This is a genomic window from Chryseobacterium sp. HNCC26DJ240 (genome assembly GCF_057180485.1).
This window is the reverse complement of record NZ_JBXUGK010000008.1, coordinates 202,063-218,958: the sequence shown is the minus strand read 5'-3', so window position 1 is coordinate 218,958 and position 16,896 is coordinate 202,063. Positions and strand designations below refer to the sequence as shown.

At 36.1% G+C, this 16,896-nt stretch carries 17 protein-coding genes; 6 read left to right on the top strand and 11 right to left on the bottom strand.

What is annotated here, in order from left to right:
* The first annotated feature begins 12 nt into the window (after positions 1 to 12).
* Positions 13 to 588 (top strand): TetR/AcrR family transcriptional regulator, encoded by a 576-nt coding sequence (locus AC2A1G_RS17155; protein WP_484048111.1) that lies wholly within the window; start codon positions 13 to 15, stop codon positions 586 to 588.
* Between the two features lie 117 nt (positions 589 to 705).
* Here AC2A1G_RS17155 and AC2A1G_RS17150 read toward each other — a convergent pair whose 3' ends face one another.
* The 3 genes from AC2A1G_RS17150 to AC2A1G_RS17140 all read right to left on the bottom strand — a co-directional run bounded on the left by AC2A1G_RS17150 (position 706) and on the right by AC2A1G_RS17140 (position 5,031).
* A complete protein-coding gene (locus tag AC2A1G_RS17150; protein ID WP_484048110.1) occupies positions 706 to 3,003 on the bottom strand; it encodes a GH92 family glycosyl hydrolase in 2,298 nt (765 codons plus the stop codon).
* 87 nt (positions 3,004 to 3,090) lie between these two features.
* On the bottom strand, positions 3,091 to 3,771 hold the full coding sequence (locus AC2A1G_RS17145) for a response regulator transcription factor (protein WP_484048109.1): 681 nt from the start codon (positions 3,769 to 3,771) through the stop codon (positions 3,091 to 3,093).
* Between the two features lie 9 nt (positions 3,772 to 3,780).
* Complete coding sequence (locus tag AC2A1G_RS17140) at positions 3,781 to 5,031, bottom strand: sensor histidine kinase (RefSeq protein WP_484048108.1); 1,251 nt, start codon at positions 5,029 to 5,031, stop codon at positions 3,781 to 3,783.
* A gap of 171 nt (positions 5,032 to 5,202) precedes the next feature.
* On the opposite strand from AC2A1G_RS17140, the gene AC2A1G_RS17135 reads away from it, so the two are divergent.
* Together AC2A1G_RS17135 and AC2A1G_RS17130 are read left to right on the top strand one after the other, a co-directional pair.
* A complete protein-coding gene (locus AC2A1G_RS17135) occupies positions 5,203 to 5,616 on the top strand; it encodes a DUF1573 domain-containing protein (RefSeq protein WP_484048107.1) in 414 nt (137 codons plus the stop codon).
* A gap of 163 nt (positions 5,617 to 5,779) precedes the next feature.
* Positions 5,780 to 6,661: an SDR family oxidoreductase gene (locus tag AC2A1G_RS17130; RefSeq protein WP_484048106.1), complete on the top strand. Its 882-nt coding sequence runs from the start codon at positions 5,780 to 5,782 to the stop codon at positions 6,659 to 6,661.
* Positions 6,662 to 6,678: 17 nt separating this feature from the next.
* Here the strand turns inward: AC2A1G_RS17130 and AC2A1G_RS17125 are convergent, their stop codons facing one another.
* Positions 6,679 to 7,068 (bottom strand): winged helix-turn-helix transcriptional regulator, encoded by a 390-nt coding sequence (locus tag AC2A1G_RS17125; protein WP_484048105.1) that lies wholly within the window; start codon positions 7,066 to 7,068, stop codon positions 6,679 to 6,681.
* A gap of 69 nt (positions 7,069 to 7,137) precedes the next feature.
* On the opposite strand from AC2A1G_RS17125, the gene AC2A1G_RS17120 reads away from it, so the two are divergent.
* From AC2A1G_RS17120 to AC2A1G_RS17110, 3 genes are all read left to right on the top strand, one after another.
* Entirely contained in the window at positions 7,138 to 7,956 is an 819-nt protein-coding gene (locus AC2A1G_RS17120) for an alpha/beta hydrolase (RefSeq protein WP_484048104.1), read from the top strand.
* Between the two features lie 133 nt (positions 7,957 to 8,089).
* Complete coding sequence (locus AC2A1G_RS17115) at positions 8,090 to 10,291, top strand: M1 family aminopeptidase (protein WP_484048103.1); 2,202 nt, start codon at positions 8,090 to 8,092, stop codon at positions 10,289 to 10,291.
* A gap of 496 nt (positions 10,292 to 10,787) precedes the next feature.
* A complete protein-coding gene (locus tag AC2A1G_RS17110) occupies positions 10,788 to 11,615 on the top strand; it encodes an endonuclease/exonuclease/phosphatase family protein (RefSeq protein WP_484048102.1) in 828 nt (275 codons plus the stop codon).
* Between the two features lie 35 nt (positions 11,616 to 11,650).
* Here AC2A1G_RS17110 and AC2A1G_RS17105 read toward each other — a convergent pair whose 3' ends face one another.
* The 7 genes from AC2A1G_RS17105 to AC2A1G_RS17075 all read right to left on the bottom strand — a co-directional run bounded on the left by AC2A1G_RS17105 (position 11,651) and on the right by AC2A1G_RS17075 (position 16,794).
* Entirely contained in the window at positions 11,651 to 12,295 is a 645-nt protein-coding gene (locus AC2A1G_RS17105; RefSeq protein WP_484048101.1) for a response regulator, read from the bottom strand.
* Between the two features lie 2 nt (positions 12,296 to 12,297).
* Positions 12,298 to 13,077: a sensor histidine kinase gene (locus AC2A1G_RS17100; protein ID WP_484048100.1), complete on the bottom strand. Its 780-nt coding sequence runs from the start codon at positions 13,075 to 13,077 to the stop codon at positions 12,298 to 12,300.
* Positions 13,056 to 13,724, bottom strand: a complete 669-nt coding sequence (locus AC2A1G_RS17095) for a hypothetical protein (protein WP_484048099.1) — start codon at positions 13,722 to 13,724, stop codon at positions 13,056 to 13,058. Before AC2A1G_RS17095 ends, AC2A1G_RS17100 begins: the two co-directional genes overlap by 22 nt.
* 13 nt (positions 13,725 to 13,737) lie before the next feature.
* Positions 13,738 to 14,226 (bottom strand): hypothetical protein, encoded by a 489-nt coding sequence (locus AC2A1G_RS17090; protein ID WP_484048098.1) that lies wholly within the window; start codon positions 14,224 to 14,226, stop codon positions 13,738 to 13,740.
* A gap of 170 nt (positions 14,227 to 14,396) precedes the next feature.
* Positions 14,397 to 14,906, bottom strand: coding sequence for a ferritin (locus AC2A1G_RS17085; protein WP_262149426.1), 510 nt, complete (start codon positions 14,904 to 14,906; stop codon positions 14,397 to 14,399).
* A 193-nt stretch (positions 14,907 to 15,099) separates the two neighbouring features.
* The gene (locus AC2A1G_RS17080) at positions 15,100 to 15,561 is read right to left on the bottom strand and encodes a hypothetical protein (protein WP_484048097.1); all 462 of its coding nucleotides are present in this window, start codon (positions 15,559 to 15,561) and stop codon (positions 15,100 to 15,102) included.
* A 180-nt stretch (positions 15,562 to 15,741) separates the two neighbouring features.
* The gene (locus AC2A1G_RS17075; RefSeq protein WP_484048096.1) at positions 15,742 to 16,794 is read right to left on the bottom strand and encodes a hypothetical protein; all 1,053 of its coding nucleotides are present in this window, start codon (positions 16,792 to 16,794) and stop codon (positions 15,742 to 15,744) included.
* Positions 16,795 to 16,896: the final 102 nt, after the last annotated feature.

Genomic DNA, 16,896 nt, shown 5'->3' with positions numbered 1-16,896 from the left:
TTGTAACCAATCATGGAATTGAGAGAAAAACAACAGAAAATACTGGAAGTAGCCATAGAACTTTTTAAAGAAAAGGGGTATCCGGCAAGCTCTGTAAGGGATTTGGCAACGAAGCTGAACATCAAGGCGGCATCTTTGTATGCACACATCCGCTCGAAGGAAGAAATTTTAGAATGGATTTGTTTTGGCGTAGCACAAGAGTTTTTTGATGAACTTCAGGTCATAAAAACCACCAGTCTGCCACCAAAAGAGAAACTCAATCTGTTTATCGAAAAACATCTTTCAATTGTTTTGAAAAACCGCGATGTAACGCATATTTATTCCAACGAATGGAAGCATCTTGAAGAGCGATTAACTGAATTTGTCGACCTTAGAAAAAATTATCAGCAGGAAGTTGAGCAACTGATTTCTGAAATTTATACCGCTGAAAACTGGGAACTGAAATCCCCAACATTCACCACAAGATTTATTCTCCACACCCTGAACAATTCATATTTCTGGTTTAAAAGAAACATCGAATCTACAGACGAGATCAAAGATGAAATCAAAGAAAAATTATTATACGGTTTACTGGGAAATACTAAATAACAGATTGTCAGCATTGTGAGCAGCCCGTCATTGCGAGGCACGAAGCAATCTGTTGAAGCAGGTTTTTCAAGTTCAACAGATTGCTTCGTCGTACCTCCTCGCAATGACGCTTCAATATTACTTTTTTGCTTTTCCACTCATATAAAAAGTCAGTTTTCCGCCATTCATCATATCTGAATGTTTCAAAGTAAAATTCTTAATTTCTTTGCCGTTAAGAACAATTTTCTGCACGTAAACATTTTTCGGACTTTGATTGATGGCTTGAATCTCAAATGTTTTTCCGTTCTCCAGATTTAAAATTGCGTTCTCAACAGCGGGACTTCCAATCGCATAATCCTCTGATCCCGGAGCAACCGGATAAAACCCGAGTGAACTCAAAATATACCACGCACTCATCTGTCCTGCATCGTCATTTCCGCCCAATCCATCGGGCGTTGCTTTGTACTGCATTTCCAGAATTCTTCTGATCTGCGCCTGCGTTTTCCATGGCTGACCAGCCCAATTGTAAAGGTAAGCAACGTGATGAGCAGGTTCGTTTCCGTGAACATAGCCACCAATGATTCCTTCTCTTGTAATATCTTCAGTATCGGCGAAAAACTCGTCTGGCAGATGCATTGTGAACAGTTCGTCCAATTTTGAAGCAAATTTTTTCTTTCCACCCATCATGGTCATCAATTCAGTAGGATTATGAGGAACAAAAAAACTGTAATTCCATGAGTTTCCTTCGATGAAGCCTTGTCCGTGCGTGCTTAACGCATTAAAATCTTTTTTAAAACTTCCGTCAGCAAGACGCGGTCGCATAAATCCTATGCTTTTATCATAATTGTTTTTCCAGTTTTCTGAACGTTTGATGAATTGATTGTAAATTTCCGTTTCGTCCAAATGTTTCGCCAATTGAGCAATTGCCCAATCGTCATAAGCATATTCTAAAGTATTTGAAATTGAAATTCCGCTTTTTTCAGCAGGAATGTAACCTTTGTCAATATAAAAACCGATGCCTTCGTAATCTCTTTTGTTCGCAGTTTCAACGCAAGCCATCAACGCAGCTTTTGCATCACCATCATAATTTCCCTTGATGATCGCATCAGCAACCACACTTACACTGTGATAACCGCTCATGCACCAATTATCGTTGGCATAATGCGACCAGATCGGCAACATTTTCATTGAAAACTGATTGTAATGCGCCATCATCGATTTCACCATATCATTATTCCGTTTGGATTGAATGATGTTAAAAAACGGATGCAATGCACGGTAAGTATCCCAGATTGAGAACGTTGTATAATTTGTGAAGCCTTCTGCCTTGTGAACATTTTGGTCTAAACCTTTATATTCGCCGTTGAAATCAGTATAGGTCGTCGGGCTGATAAAGGTGTGATACATCGCTGTATAAAAGTTAGTTTTATCAGTTTCAGAACCTTGAACGACGATTTTATTTAATTCTTTATTCCAGATTTCCTGAGTTTGTTTTCTGACTTCATCGAAAGATAATTTTCCGGTTTCTCTTTCTAAATTTTCCATCGCATTCGCCTGACTGACGGGTGAAATTGCGAGCTTTACTTCTATCGCTTCATTTTCATTGGTGTCAAAATCAAAATACATTTTTAGGTCTTTACCTGCGATTTCGGGGAAGTTTTTGGTTTGGTCAAATTTTCTCCAAAAACCATTGTAAACCTGTTTCCCGTCGTAATTTTTCTGACCATAAGATTTAAACGGCTTCGAAAATTTCATAGCAAAATAAACGGTTCGGGTTCTTGCCCAACCGTTGGTTTGACGGTAACCCGTGATTGTATTTCCATTTTCAACGCGAACATAAGTCCAGACATTTTTACCGTCGTAATTGTAAATTCCGGCCATTAAATCTAAAATTATATGTGCCTGATTAGACTTTGGAAAGGTGTAACGATGAACGCCGACCCTTGTAGTTGCCGTTAATTCTGCTAAAATATTGTAATCATCAAGTTTTACTTTGTAATATCCTGCTTCTGCTTTTTCATTTTGATGTGAAAATCTGCTTCTGTAACCGTTTTCAGGATTGGCCGATGTTCCGGGATTCAATTGTAATTTCCCGACTGTTGGCATGATTAAAAAATCTCCCAAATCAGAATGTCCCGTTCCGCTGAAGTGGGTCGAACTGAAACCTACAATTGTTTTATCTTCATATCGATAGCCTGCGCAGTATTTGTAAACTTCACCGTTGTATTTCCCATTTAAAGCGTAGGAAATTGTATCGGTTTCCGGACTCAGCTGCACTGCCCCGAAAGGTGCCGTTGCGCCGGGATAGGTATGCCCCATTTTTTCAGTTCCGATGAGAGGATTTACGTACTGAATTAACTTTTCCGTTTTTTGAGCATTCAGATTTAAACTAAAAATTGAAACAATGATAAAAAGAAGAATTGCCGGCTTTCTCATGAAGTTTTGTTTGACCCGTAAATTTAAATAAAAATCAGCCGTAAAATATTATGGTTTAGATTTAAGTAAAATCAAATCTCATTTAGATTACTTCTCAGAAAAACGAAACCCGATTCCATGAATGTTTTCAATGGAAATCTGCTCTTGATCAGACAAAACCTTTCGCAGCCTTGAGATAAAAACATCGAGACTTCTTCCCATAAAATAATCGTCATCGCCCCAGATTGCTTTCAGGATATCCTGTCTTTTCAGCACGGTATTTTTGTTCCGGATAAAGAAAAACAATAGTTCAGATTCCCGCTGGGTAAGGGTAACTGTGCTTAAATTATCTTTTAAAGTATAATTTTTAGGATCAAAGATATATTTCCCGACGGTAAAATTCTGCGGAAGTGTTTCTGTTTTTTTAGAACGTTTCAGAAAGATTTCAATCTTTAAAATCAATTCTTCTATGCTGAAAGGTTTTACCAAGTAATCATCGGCACCTATCTTCAAACCTCTGATCCTGTCTTCTTTTAAAGCTTTTGCGGAAGTAAAAATAATAGGTATCTCAGCATTTTTCTCACGGATTTTTTCAGCCAGTTCAAAACCGTTGATTTCAGGCATCATAATATCAAAAAGGCAAATATCAAAAGAGTTTTTTTCAAACGCATCAAAAGCAGATTTTCCATCAGAAAAACGACTTATCTCATAAAAATTTTCCAGACTGTCCTGAATGAGAAATGCAATTGTTTCGTCATCCTCAGCGTATAAAATTTTAGATTTCTCCATTGCTTGCAATTAATTATTCGGGATAAATACCGTCGTTGTGATTCCTGAATCCTGATTATTTTCAACTGAAATCTTCCAGTGATGCTGCTGCACTACTTTTTTCACATAAAACAAACCAAGACCGAAACCATTGACCTCATCACTTTTTTTAGAACTTACTCTGTAAAATTTATCAAAAATATGAGCAATATTTTTCTGTGGAACTCCCATTCCGTTGTCTTGAAACTTTAAATATAAGCCTTTTGAATCTTTTAAGGAAAAAATTTTGATTTCAGGATTCACATCACAGTACTTTACGGAGTTATCCAAAAGATTATACACCACATTGCTGAAGTGAAATTCGTCAGCATTAATCATTAATTCATCAGCCACTTCCATTTTAACCTTTAGATTTTCATTTTTATGCTTTAAAACATTTAGAATATCTTCAATAAAAGCGTTGAGATGTATTTTTTGAAGCTTTAAATCTAAACCGGAAGCATCATGTTTGGCGATATTCAGAATTTTTTCAACATGACTGTTCAGTTTTAAACCCTGATTGGTAATAATTGAAGTATAAGTCTGAAGTTTCGGATTTTCTATCACAGACTGCTGTTTGTTTAAAGCTTCTGTAGCCAAAAGTATGGATGAAAGTGGCGTTTTAAACTCATGTGTCATATTATTAATAAAGTCACGCTGCAATTCTGAAAATTTCTTCTGCTGAATAATCGTGTAAATTGAATAAACATACACCAAAAGTATGATGATCAGGGCAAACGTTAATAAATACCAAAACCGAAGCGAGCTGATGAGATAAGTTGTCTTATCGGGAAAACGAATCGAAAAATAGTAGGTCAGATTTTTATGTTTTGGGAACTGAATCACCTTCTCACTCGGTTCTTCCTGATGACTGCTTACATATTTCCCATAGATCATCTGGTCGCTGTGGCAATTGTACAATGCATAAACATAATCGGTATTGATTTGAAATCTCGTAAATTCTGTTTTCAGATAATGTTCTAAAACCGCCGGATGAAAATCGTTGTTAAGATTTACCACATAATAATCATTAGCTACGATTTGTACAGGGTTTTCGGTGAATGAGGTTTTCCCTTCCGTCATTTTATCAACTACTTCAATGAGCGCAATGTTTACTTTCTGATTAAATTTTTTATCTTCAAGATTATAAGCCTGTTTAGTCCACAACAGCTGGGCAATCAGAATTCCGACAATTGCCACAAGACCTAAAGTTATAATGATATTGAGTTTTTTAATTTCCATTTTCAGAGGCAATATTATCCAAAAATATCTATTTAATTTTTATCATTAACAACTCATTAACAAAACTTTGAAAGTGATTAACAATAATTACCAAAATGTGTAGTAAATTTGTTACATCAAAAGTTTGAAATCACATTCTTTGAATTTAATATTAACAATAAATATAATTTTATGAAAAAATTGAAAATCTCCGCTCTTTTGGCCGTTTTAGCATTCTCAACTTTCTATGCTGAAGTTCTGCCTGTTGCAAACAATGCAATTGTAAACGTAATCGCTGACGCTCTTAAATGGAAAGCTGAAACGATTGACGTAGGAAACATTCCGCAAGGAACTCCGAAATTGATCAGATTTGAATTTACAAATACTTCAAAAGCACCTGTAATTATCGAAAACGTTGCACCAGCTTGCGGATGTACAACTGCTGATTACACAAAAACTCCTATTCTTCCTGGTAAAAAAGGATTCGTAGAAGCTAGCTACAATGCTGCTGCTGCTGGAGCTTTCATCAAAACTGTAACAGTAACTACAAGTGACAGCAAAACTCCTAAAACTCTTTCTTTCAAAGGAACTGTTGTAGCGAAATAAAAATTTCATATATATAAAAGTGTTGGCAGCTCTGTAATTTTTTACAGGGCTGCTTTTGTTTTTTATGCAATGAATTTTGGCAATAGCTATTTATAACATTATTTATCTGAAATTTTTAAACTTCATCCAGCCAATATTTGTTATTTTTAAGAAAAATAAATTTATGAACCTTTATACACAACCCATGTTGCGTGAAGACGCTCTGAAAGATAAAGTTGCCATCGTTACAGGTGGCGGAAGCGGTCTTGGAAAAGCAATGACCAAATATTTCCTTGAACTGGGTGCAAAAGTTGTTATCACTTCAAGAAATTTAGAAAAACTACAAGTTACAGCTCAAGAACTGGAAGAACAAACTGGCGGAAAAGTTCTTTGTATTGCTTGTGACGTAAGAAACTGGGACGAAGTAGAAGCTATGAAAGAAGCTACTCTAAAAGAATTTGGCAAAATTGATATTCTTCTCAACAATGCAGCCGGAAATTTCATCTCGCCAACAGAAAGACTTACCCACTCGGCATTTGATTCTATTTTGGATATTGTTTTAAAAGGAACAAAAAACTGTACACTTTCCATCGGAAAACATTGGATTGATTCTAAAACTTCGGGAACTGTTTTAAATATTGTCACAACGTACGCCTGGACAGGTTCTGCGTACGTGGTTCCGTCTGCCTGCGCAAAAGCAGGGGTTTTGGCAATGACAAGAAGTTTAGCAGTTGAATGGGCAAAATACGGAATCCGTTTTAATGCCATTGCTCCTGGGCCTTTCCCTACTAAAGGAGCGTGGGACAGATTGCTGCCCGGAGATCTACAGGAAAAATTTGATATGCGTAAAAAAGTTCCGTTGAGAAGAGTTGGCGAACATCAGGAACTGGCGAATCTTGCAGCCTATCTTGTTTCAGATTATTCTGCTTACATGAACGGTGAAGTGGTAACCATCGATGGTGGCGAATGGCTTCAGGGTGCAGGAGAATTCAATATGCTGGAAGATATTCCTCAGGAAATGTGGGATGCTCTGGAAGCGATGATTAAAGCTAAAAAATCAAACTAAATATTTCCCTGATTGTTCTAAACAGTCAGGGGTCTTTCTTTAATGACAACTTTTACAGACTGATTTTCATATTCTTTTCCCCAATCACAAAGGTTTTGTAAAATAGGAACAAGACTTTCTCCTTTTTCGGTCAAGATATATTCTATTCCGGCTGGAATAGTTTCGGGAATTTCTCTTTTGAAAATAATACAGTGTTTCTCCAAATCTTTCAGCTGTCTTCCCAAAACCTGCTCACTGAGAAGCGGAAGTTCTTTCCTTATTAAATTAAAACGGTTTTGACCTTTGGAAATCGAATAAACAATCTGAGATTTCCATCGTCCGCTGATGACATTGATGGCCGAATTCAGTTCACAGACTTGATAGAGATATTGTTCATTGATGTAATTGGACGAATTTTCTTTTCTCATAGCTCACAATTTTGTTCGTTATTGATTTTGTTTCAGTGTAACCTGAACTTTACATCAAAATTATTCAGAATGAAAAAGTTGACAGCGGTTATTTTATTTTTAATGTCTATGATTACAATAGGCGCACAGAAATTGTGGATTTTGGATTCTCAGTATTTATCCAAGAAAGACTCGGTTTTGGTTTATCAGCCTCAGGATTATTCTGCGCAAAAACAGTATTCTTTAGTTTATCTGCTTCACGGTTACAGCGAAAATTACAAGCAATGGTCAAAGACAGCCGATTTGCAAAAACTGTCGAATCAATACAATTCAATTGTGGTTTGTCCAGATGGTTTTGTTTCTTGGTATGTGGATTCACCTTTTGATAAAGGTTCACAAATGGAAAGTTTCTTTTTCAAAGATTTGGTTCCGAAAGTTCATCAGGAATTTAATATCGATTCAAACAATATTTTTATTTCCGGATTGAGTATGGGTGGTTACGGGGCTTTGCGATATTTTTCTGAGCGTCAGGATTATTTTAATTCGGCGTCAAGTACTAGTGGAGCTTTGGAATTGGACTTTAAATCTTTAAAAGATATTAGTTTTAAATTTTTTCAATCTTCAAGGCTGAATAATGATTTGGTTAATCTTTTGGGAAATCCGACAAAGAATAATTGGAGCCAATATGATATTAAAGAACTGATAAAAAACAATAAAATTTCAAAACCATTTCTAATAGATTGCGGAACGGAAGACCCTTTGCTGAGTAATACTTTGAATCTGAAAAAATTCGCAGAAAAAGAAAATTTGCCATTAACTTTTATGCTTCAACCTGGAAATCATAATACCGAATACTGGACCAAATCGATAGAATATCATTTCGTTTTCTTTAATCAAAATCAAAAATAAATGATTTGAAATGGAGTAAATCATAATCGTATTAATAATAGAAAGTTTGTATTTTTTCTAATATTCATTTTGTTTTGTAACAAATTTGAGGTTTTTTTTACTTATTTTTAAATGTTATAAATCTTTTAACCTAATGAAATTAAAATTCCCTAATTTGATTTCTGCTGTTGCGATATTTGCTTTTGTTAGCAATTCTTACGCTCAGGAATCTCCAAAGTATGATTATACAGAAGCCTTCAAACCGTTTTTCTATCCTCAAACTGGCACTGAAACTCGTTCTGCAAGCGGACAGCCCGGTCATGCTTATTGGCAAAACTCTGCAGATTACAAATTAGACATCAGCCTTGATGATAAGAAAAATGAACTGACCGGAAGTGCCGAAATCAGCTATACCAACAACAGCCCTGATCAGCTCGCCTTTCTCTGGTTGCAGCTGGATCAAAATTTATTTGCAAAAGATTCACGGGGAAATTCAGTAGTTCCGTTATCAGGAAGCAGAAACGGAGCCCACGGAGAAACTTTTGAAGGCGGATATAAAATTAAATCTGTTACGTACGACGGTAAACCAGTAAAATATACAGTTACCGACACAAGAATGCAGATTGATCTCCCGCAGCATCTTGCAGCAAAAGGAGGAAAGGCAAAAATTAAGATTGAATATTCTTTTGTTTCCCCGAAATACGGTTCAGACCGAATGGGAATTGAGGAAACTAAAAACGGAAATATTTACACACTAGCTCAATGGTACCCAAGAATGTGCGTTTATGATGACGTGATGGGTTGGAACACCCTTCCGTACCTTGGTGCTTCGGAATTTTATCTGGAATACGGAGATATTACGGCAAACATTACTGTCCCATCCAATCATTATGTTGTGGCATCAGGGGAGCTTTTAAACTCAAAAGAAGTTTATTCGAAAGAAGAAAACGACCGTTGGGAGCAGGCAAGAAATTCTGATAAAACGGTAATGATCAGAAAAGAATCTGAGGTAAAAAAAGGTCAGGCTTCAGGAACAAAAACATGGAAATTTAAGATTAATCAAACCAGAGATTTTGCATGGGCATCTTCATCTGCATTTGTTTTGGACGCAGCAAAAATCAACCTCCCGAGTGGTAAAAAATCTATTGCCATCTCTGCATATCCTGCAGAAAGTGCCGGTGATAAAGCTTGGGGAAGATCTACAGAATATACCAAAGCTGCCATCGAGCACTACTCTCAAAAATGGTACGAATACACTTATCCTGCAGCGACCAACGTAGCCGGAAATGAAGGCGGAATGGAATATCCGGGGATCGTTTTCTGCCACATGGATTCTAAAGGAGAAGATCTGTGGGGCGTAACAGACCACGAGTTTGGGCACAACTGGTTCCCAATGATTGTAGGTTCAAACGAAAGACTTTTTGCATGGATGGACGAAGGTTTCAATACATTCATCAATGAACTTTCTACGGAAGCCTTCAATAAAGGCGAATATTATCAAAAGAAAAGCGCTGCACAAATGGGAGCATTTCTGATGAGCGACAATATCGAACCTATCATGGTAGGTCCTGATAATATGAAGGAAAGAAACATCGGAACTCTTGCTTATTATAAGCCAGGTCTTGGTCTTGGGGTCTTGCGTGAATCTGTTTTAGGACATGAAAAATTTGATAAGGCTTTCAGAACTTATATCGAAAGATGGGCATTCAAACACCCTACTCCATGGGATTTCTTCCACACAATGGAAAATGTTTCCGGTGAGGAATTGAACTGGTTCTGGAGAGGATGGTTTATCAACAAATGGAAAGTTGATCAGGGAATTAAAGCTGTGAAATATGTAAACGGAGATTTCAAAAACGGAGCACAGATTACAGTAGAAAATTTAGGTCAATTGCCGATGCCGACTACGGTTCAGCTTAAATTTAAAGATGGAAGTACTGATACTGTAAAACTTCCTGTAGAAGTTTGGAAGAGAAATAACGACTGGACTTTCAAGGTAAATTCCACAAAAGAAATCAGTGAAGTAAAACTGGATCCAACTGGTTCAATACCAGATATTAACTTGAAAAACAACAGCTGGAGTTCATCACAGGCGACTGCTTCCACCGATAAGATTAACCCTAAAGATTTTGTTGGAACTTTCAGCAATAAACAGATTCCTGTAAAAATAGTTCTTACAGAAAAAGACGGTCAGCTTTATGCTCAGGCGACGGGACAGCAGGCTTTTCCTTTGGAATATTTGGGTGACAACAAGTTTTCTTTCGAGATGGCTCAGATTGAAATTGTTTTCAGCAAAGACAAAAAATCTTTCAACATCGCACAAGGTGGTACCGATGTGAAATTTACAAAGGAGTAGATTAACTGTAAGTCAACATATTAAAAGTCCGTTTCAATTATATGAAACGGACTTTCTTATTGATGTTCATAGTGATTGCGAGGAGGAATGACGAAGCAATCTTTTGAAATAGCGAAACAGTCTACAACAGATCGCTTTCCCGAAGGGTCGGGACGGGCTGAACCTCGTAATGACCTTTCATCTAAACCGTCGAGAGGTTTTGCTGAAGTCCTCGAGAGCATTTACCAAACTCCTCGTTATCTTTTTTAAAATCGTTACTGAGCATTTTTAAACTCCCCGTTATCTTTTTAAAAAATGCTCACTGTCTATTTTAAAATTGCAGGAGGTCTTTACTGATTATATTAAAATAAGCTTCTTAAATTTTGCTAAGGCTCTTTCGCAATCCTTTGTTTTAGGAATTGAAATTCTAGAGTTTCTCAGAAAAATTAATGTTTAAATAATTTATTTTAAAACTTAAAATTCCTGCTGAAATTATATTTTTGTTTAAATTTAAAATATGAAGAAATTAATAATACTTTTCTCAGTTCTGAGTTTTTTAATAGCATTTTCTCAGGATTTAAAAATAATGTCATTCAACATCAGACTAAATGTAGAATCCGATCAGGACAATGCCTGGCCGAAAAGAAAAGAGGAAGCACTGGCACTTTTAGAATATTATCATCCTGATGTTCTGGGCGTGCAGGAAGCTTTGCCGGAGCAGATGAAAGATATGAAAACAGGTTTGAAAAACTATGATTTTGTAGGTGTTGGACGTGATGACGGTAAAGAAAAAGGCGAATTTTCAGCAATATTTTTTGATACTCAAAAACTGCAAATTTTAAAGTCTGGAACGTTCTGGCTTTCTGAAACTCCCGAAAAACCTTCAAAAGGCTGGGACGCTGCGCTCAACAGAATCTGTACTTATGCCATCTTTAAAGATTTAAAATCAAAAAAAGAATTCTTGGCGATGAACATCCATTTTGATCATGTAGGAAATGTGGCGAGAGTAAAATCTTCAGAATTGATATTAAAAAAGGCAAAAGAATTAAATCCTAAAAATCTCCCTTTGGTTTTGACCGGAGATTTTAATTTAACCGAAGACACAGAACCTGTAAAAATATTATCCCAAAATCTAAAAGACACTTTTTACCATTCAGAAAAGAAACATTACGGCCCGAAAGGGACTTTCACAGGTTTTAATGTAAATGAAGTTCCGAAAGACAGAATAGATTATATTTTTGTGAAAGGCTTTAAAATTAAATCTCAACGACACATCAATGACAGACGTGAAAATCTGCTTTATCCGTCAGATCATTTTCCGGTTTTCTCTGAACTGAGTTTTTAAAATAAAAAAGTTGCTTTCTGTAAGCAACTTTTTTTTTATGTTTCGGCAAAACCATTTTTTATGGCAAATATAGCAAGACCAACCCTTGTTTTCAGATCAAATTTCGCACAGAGGGCATCGCGGTAACTCTCTACCGTTCGCGGACTGCAACCCATTTCAAGAGCAATTTCTTTATAACTCAGCTCTGTAGCTGTATAGCTCAAAAATTCTCTTTCCCGCTCAGATATTTTTGTATTTTCTACAACTTTCGGTTCTCCTTTAATATTTGAAAAAATAATTTTAGAAGCCCAATCCGGATAGTAGAAACCTTGATCTACAAGCTCGGTAAGTGCTTTCTCAAGATCTTTTGGATGTGAGTTTTTAAGAAGATAGCCTTTAGCTCCGTTTTTGACCATTTTAATGACACTCTTGTCGTCATCCTGCATGCTGAGCGCCATTACTTTTATTTCCGGATGGTTTTCTGTAAGCCAGAGAACAGTCTCAAAGCCATCCATCACAGGCATACTGATATCGAGAAGGATAATCTCAGGAATTCTTCGGTTGGCAGCAAATTTATCGATGAGATCCTGACCGTTTTCTGCACAGTAAATGACTTCAAAATCTGTGAAATTATCGATAATTCCTTCCAGTGCTTTTGCGATCAGAATATGATCGTCTACAAGAACAATTGTTTTTTTCATGGTTATTTGTTTAAAACAATTTTAAGCGAAGTTCCAATATTTTTTTCACTTGTCAAAGTAAATTCAGCTCCAATGATCTTTGCGCGGTTCTTCATGTTGGTAAGCCCAATTCCATTTGATTTAATCTCGTTGGTATCAAAGCCTTTTCCGTCATCTTTAACAGAAAGTTCCCACTGTATTTTAGCATCAGATTTAAAAACTATAACAATGTTTTTACATTCAGAATGTTTCATACTGTTCTGTATAAACTCCTGAATAATTCTCAGCACTACACTTTTATGTTCAAAACTCAAATCTGCATTCTCAAAATTATGTTCGAATGAAACTTTGCATTTTTTCACAGAATTGGCAACATTGACTTCATCTTGGATTAATTCAGTAATTGGAATACGGTTTATTTTATTGTCTGTAAGTGTTTTGGAAAGACTCCTGAGTTCATCAATCGAATGGTTGATAATTTCTGAAACCTGTTCGATTTTTTCATTGATATCGGGAAATCTATTTTCGTGGAGAAGCTGCTGCGTGTAAAGACTCACCAGCGTAAGTTTCTGCCCAATGTTGTCGTGAAGCTCTCTACCGATTTGCTTCATCGTTGATTCCTGAATTTCAAGCTGTGTTGCGAGAAGTTCTTTCTGATGAATTTCATTTTTGATCTGAATTTCGGATAGATATTCTTTCTTTCTCTGCTTATACTTTCTAATGTAAATCGTTATTGCTACAATAAATCCTAGGAAGAAAATATTGAAGAGTATAACGGTAATTAAGAGCTCTGTTTTTTCCATACCTCAGCATTTTCTTTTCCTAAAATAAATGAAATCGCAAATAAAGTGTACATCACGATCCCTGAAATCTGAAAGTAAATATAGTAAATACTGAATAAATCTTTAAGATTAGCAAAAACGCTCCAGAAAGAAAAAAGCGGCAATGTTCCAATATAAAAAACGGTAACCCCCCAGTTGATATAAAACAATCTGTTGTCGCTGAAATTGAGAATATTTGATGAATTAACCTGCCTGTAATATTCCAAAACAACGAGATAGAGTAAAAACAAAGAACCTAAAGTATAATTCAGTGAAAACACAATTTTCTTTGAATTGAAAAGTATTTCGTGCGGTATAAATGACAGAAGATATAAAACTGAAAATATGTAAAAAAGTTTCGGCTTATTAAATGATTTTGCAGCATACAGCCAGTAGAAAAATATAAATTGTGCAGGAATTACAAGATAATTATAAAAGTGAACTTTACCATCCCGCGAAAATACATTCTGCCCGGCTAATGTTTCGCTCAGGAAGATAAAAACAAGATAAATTGCAAAATATTTCCAGTGCGTGTTTTTCAACCTTGGCAGATACAGCAATGAAACCAAAGCTGCCAAGCCCTCGCTTCCGTAGAAAACGTAATCTAAAATATGCCGAAAAAACTCCATTTAATATTTAATTTTAATATGATTCTCCATCACAGTTATCTGGCGGCGCAAGACTGCCATGATTTTGAGCCATTGCATTGTTAGATGCTAAAGCCATTCTCTTCTCTGAATGATTTTGCAAAGGATTAAAGTCATGATGAATATCCTGCCCCGATGTATTGTCTTTTTTCGTTGGAATCATGATCAGCGTATGACATTTGTGATATTCTTCTTTCACATCCGTATTCTCAAAATTTTCCGGATAAGCAGCGTAATACATTCGGACTCCCAAGTCAGCGTCTGTAACTGATGAGTCTGAGCTTTGTGCCAAATTTTCTATATCTGCAATAAATTTTTTGAGCGTTGGCAGATCAAACCAGATAGAATGAGCATCTGCTATTCCTAAATTATCTGCCGTACACTGCATCTGATTGTTTCTGTATTGCTCTACAGCAGCTTTTATAAAATCTACACTCAGGCTGTTTGCTCCGCCTTTTTCTCTTGAATCAAATTCTTGTCCCATGATGTTACTTAGTTTTCTACAAAAATGAAAAAAATTCAGTTACTGTGAAACAGTATTTTCCCCATTTCGTTACCGTATTTTTACGGATACTTTTTTTGAGACTAAAAACAGACAAAGAAAAACCCCGAAAAAATGAATTTTCGGGGTTTGAAATATTTAATTTTAAAATCTTACGCTTTGGTATCAGGCACAAATTTTCTAGTTGCCAGTTCCTGATCAAAAAGGTATAAAGCTGAAGGGTTGTCGCAAACCATTTTGATTTTGGTAACGTATTGTGAAGCACTCGCCTCTTCTTCTACCTGCTCGTTGATAAACCACTGCAAGAAAGAAGTTGTTGCAAAATCTCCCTCGTCGTTGGCATTTTTTACAATGTTGAAAATACTTCTTGTTACTTTCTTTTCGTGCTCAAGTGCTTTTTCAAAGATATCTGTTGCATTCAGAAATTCATGAGGTGGTTTTGCAATTTCTCCAATAATGATTTCTCCGCCTACGTCATTTAAGTAATCAAACATTTTGTCTGCATGCATCAGTTCTTCCTTGCTCTGAACTCTGAAGTAATTGGCAATTCCGTCAAGATCTCTTGCAGAAAACCAAGCCGACATTGAAAGATAATATTGAGCAGCATATTGCTCATGCGCTATTTGTTCGTTTATAAGTGTTGCAATTTTTTCGCTTACCATAATTTTTAATTTATCCTCAAATTTACGGAATATAAGGCGGTTGATGAAATGATGGCAGAAATTTAATTTTAGATTAGATAAAAATTACAACTTACATTTCCATTCTCAACACTCAAAAATTTCCATAAAAAAAGAGCGGAAAATAAATTTTCCGCTCCTAACCACACATTAAAAAATCTAAACTATGAACTCACTATTTTGTAGGCTCCACCGCCGGTTTCATTGGCTTGTGGTGAGGTCTGTCGCCTTTTTTTCTGTCTTTCATTGCCATTTTTCGCTGTTCCATTTTTGCGTTTCTGTCGGCTTCCCACTTTTTGTACTGTTCAGGATTCAGAATGCTTTTCATTTCGTTATCCATTTGTGCTCTTTTGTCTTTCATCTCCTTCATTTTAGCCATTCTCACATCTTTATTCTTATCGAAATTGGCTTTTCTTTCAGCGTTCTTTCTGTCATGAAGTGCCTGTACTTTTGCTACCTGATCTTTTGATAAATTCAAGTCTTTCTGCATTTTATCCAAATGATCTTTTTGCTTCTCCTGCATTTTTTGCTGCATTTCAGCTCTCTTAGCTTCTCTCTGTTCAGGTGTAGGTGCTTGTTGAGCGATTGCTAAACTTCCGAATCCTACTAATGCGATTGATAATATTAATTTTTTCATTTTATTAAAGGTTTAATTAATTGTTTTCTATTAGTTTGATGTGGAATCAATTCAAAAGTTAAAAATTAAATTCATAAAAAATGTTAAATTTTATTATCGATATTTTAATCATAATTAAAAATAAAAAGAGAGTAGATAAAAAATCCACTCTCTACACCACTCAAATATAATATATGAAAACTAATTTCCTGCTAATCGGGTTCTGAACCCTCCGCTTCTTTCTCCACCGCCAGAATTCCCTCTTCCAGACGGACTTTCACTGCGTTGCGGTTTAGATTCTCCTCCATTTCTGAAGCCTCCACCAGATCTTGGTGTACTGCTTTCATTTTTTGGAGCTCGGGTCTCATTTCTAAAACCGCCGCTTCTCGGTGTGCTGCTTTCAGTTCTTGGTTGGCTAGTTTCATTTCTGAAACCGCCACTTCTCGGCTGACTGTTCTCTGATCTCGGCTGACTGCTTTCGTTTCTAAAACCGCCATTGCTGCGAGGTTGAGAATTATTGTTGTCTCTGAATCCACCATTTGAAGGTCTTGTTCCCGAGTTGTTATTATCTCTGAAACCACCGTTCGGATTTCTCGTTCCGTTGTTTCCTGCATTTCCTCTGAAACCAGACTCTGAATTATTTCTGAAACCTGAACCTCTTACCACATTCAAAGTTGGGTTCGCCGTTCTTCTGAATTCCGTTCTGTTGACTTTATAAATATTGATATTTACATTTCTATATCTCGGCATTACCCTGAATCTCGGACTGTAATAAGATCTTCTGTAATTTTGGAAATACAACGTTGGTCTTGTTCCTCTGTAATAGTTATTCTGAAAAACCACAAACACTCTTGGTCCCATAATTCTTTCCAAAGCATAGAATCTGTCGTAATACCATCTGTCCGGATTGTAGCTGTAGAAGTTATTCCACGTTGCAAAATTACTGTAGAGGCTGTTCAGATATAAAATCTGGTCGATTTGCCATCTCGTTAACCTGTTTTGTCTGAAAAACACATTCCAGTTGATAGTGGTAACTGAGTTTCTGTAATCGTTGTAGTAGCTCTGATAATAATCCTGCGGATAATAATCTTGCGGATAATTGTAGTAATAATCATCAGGGAAATAAGACTGATCGTCATCATCACTGTAATATTCGTCAGAGTAGCCATTATCTCCGTATCCATAATTTGGATATTGCTGAGCAAACGACAAAGTCGACAAAGTCAAAGCAAATCCCAAAAGTATTTTTTTCATTTCTATAATCATTAATTGGTTAAATGTTTCGAATCTCTCAATTCTATCTTTTGGATATAGATAAAAAAAAGAAGTTAAATCTTTCGATAAAACTTCTTTTAA

Coding starts and splice junctions, on each gene's coding strand:
- AC2A1G_RS17155 (WP_484048111.1), top strand. CDS start 13: ATGGAATTGAGAGAAAAACAACAGAAAATACTGGAAGTAGCCATAGAA.
- AC2A1G_RS17150 (WP_484048110.1), bottom strand. CDS start 3,003: ATGAGAAAGCCGGCAATTCTTCTTTTTATCATTGTTTCAATTTTTAGT.
- AC2A1G_RS17145 (WP_484048109.1), bottom strand. CDS start 3,771: ATGGAGAAATCTAAAATTTTATACGCTGAGGATGACGAAACAATTGCA.
- AC2A1G_RS17140 (WP_484048108.1), bottom strand. CDS start 5,031: ATGGAAATTAAAAAACTCAATATCATTATAACTTTAGGTCTTGTGGCA.
- AC2A1G_RS17135 (WP_484048107.1), top strand. CDS start 5,203: ATGAAAAAATTGAAAATCTCCGCTCTTTTGGCCGTTTTAGCATTCTCA.
- AC2A1G_RS17130 (WP_484048106.1), top strand. CDS start 5,780: ATGAACCTTTATACACAACCCATGTTGCGTGAAGACGCTCTGAAAGAT.
- AC2A1G_RS17125 (WP_484048105.1), bottom strand. CDS start 7,068: ATGAGAAAAGAAAATTCGTCCAATTACATCAATGAACAATATCTCTAT.
- AC2A1G_RS17120 (WP_484048104.1), top strand. CDS start 7,138: ATGAAAAAGTTGACAGCGGTTATTTTATTTTTAATGTCTATGATTACA.
- AC2A1G_RS17115 (WP_484048103.1), top strand. CDS start 8,090: ATGAAATTAAAATTCCCTAATTTGATTTCTGCTGTTGCGATATTTGCT.
- AC2A1G_RS17110 (WP_484048102.1), top strand. CDS start 10,788: ATGAAGAAATTAATAATACTTTTCTCAGTTCTGAGTTTTTTAATAGCA.
- AC2A1G_RS17105 (WP_484048101.1), bottom strand. CDS start 12,295: ATGAAAAAAACAATTGTTCTTGTAGACGATCATATTCTGATCGCAAAA.
- AC2A1G_RS17100 (WP_484048100.1), bottom strand. CDS start 13,077: ATGGAAAAAACAGAGCTCTTAATTACCGTTATACTCTTCAATATTTTC.
- AC2A1G_RS17095 (WP_484048099.1), bottom strand. CDS start 13,724: ATGGAGTTTTTTCGGCATATTTTAGATTACGTTTTCTACGGAAGCGAG.
- AC2A1G_RS17090 (WP_484048098.1), bottom strand. CDS start 14,226: ATGGGACAAGAATTTGATTCAAGAGAAAAAGGCGGAGCAAACAGCCTG.
- AC2A1G_RS17085 (WP_262149426.1), bottom strand. CDS start 14,906: ATGGTAAGCGAAAAAATTGCAACACTTATAAACGAACAAATAGCGCAT.
- AC2A1G_RS17080 (WP_484048097.1), bottom strand. CDS start 15,561: ATGAAAAAATTAATATTATCAATCGCATTAGTAGGATTCGGAAGTTTA.
- AC2A1G_RS17075 (WP_484048096.1), bottom strand. CDS start 16,794: ATGAAAAAAATACTTTTGGGATTTGCTTTGACTTTGTCGACTTTGTCG.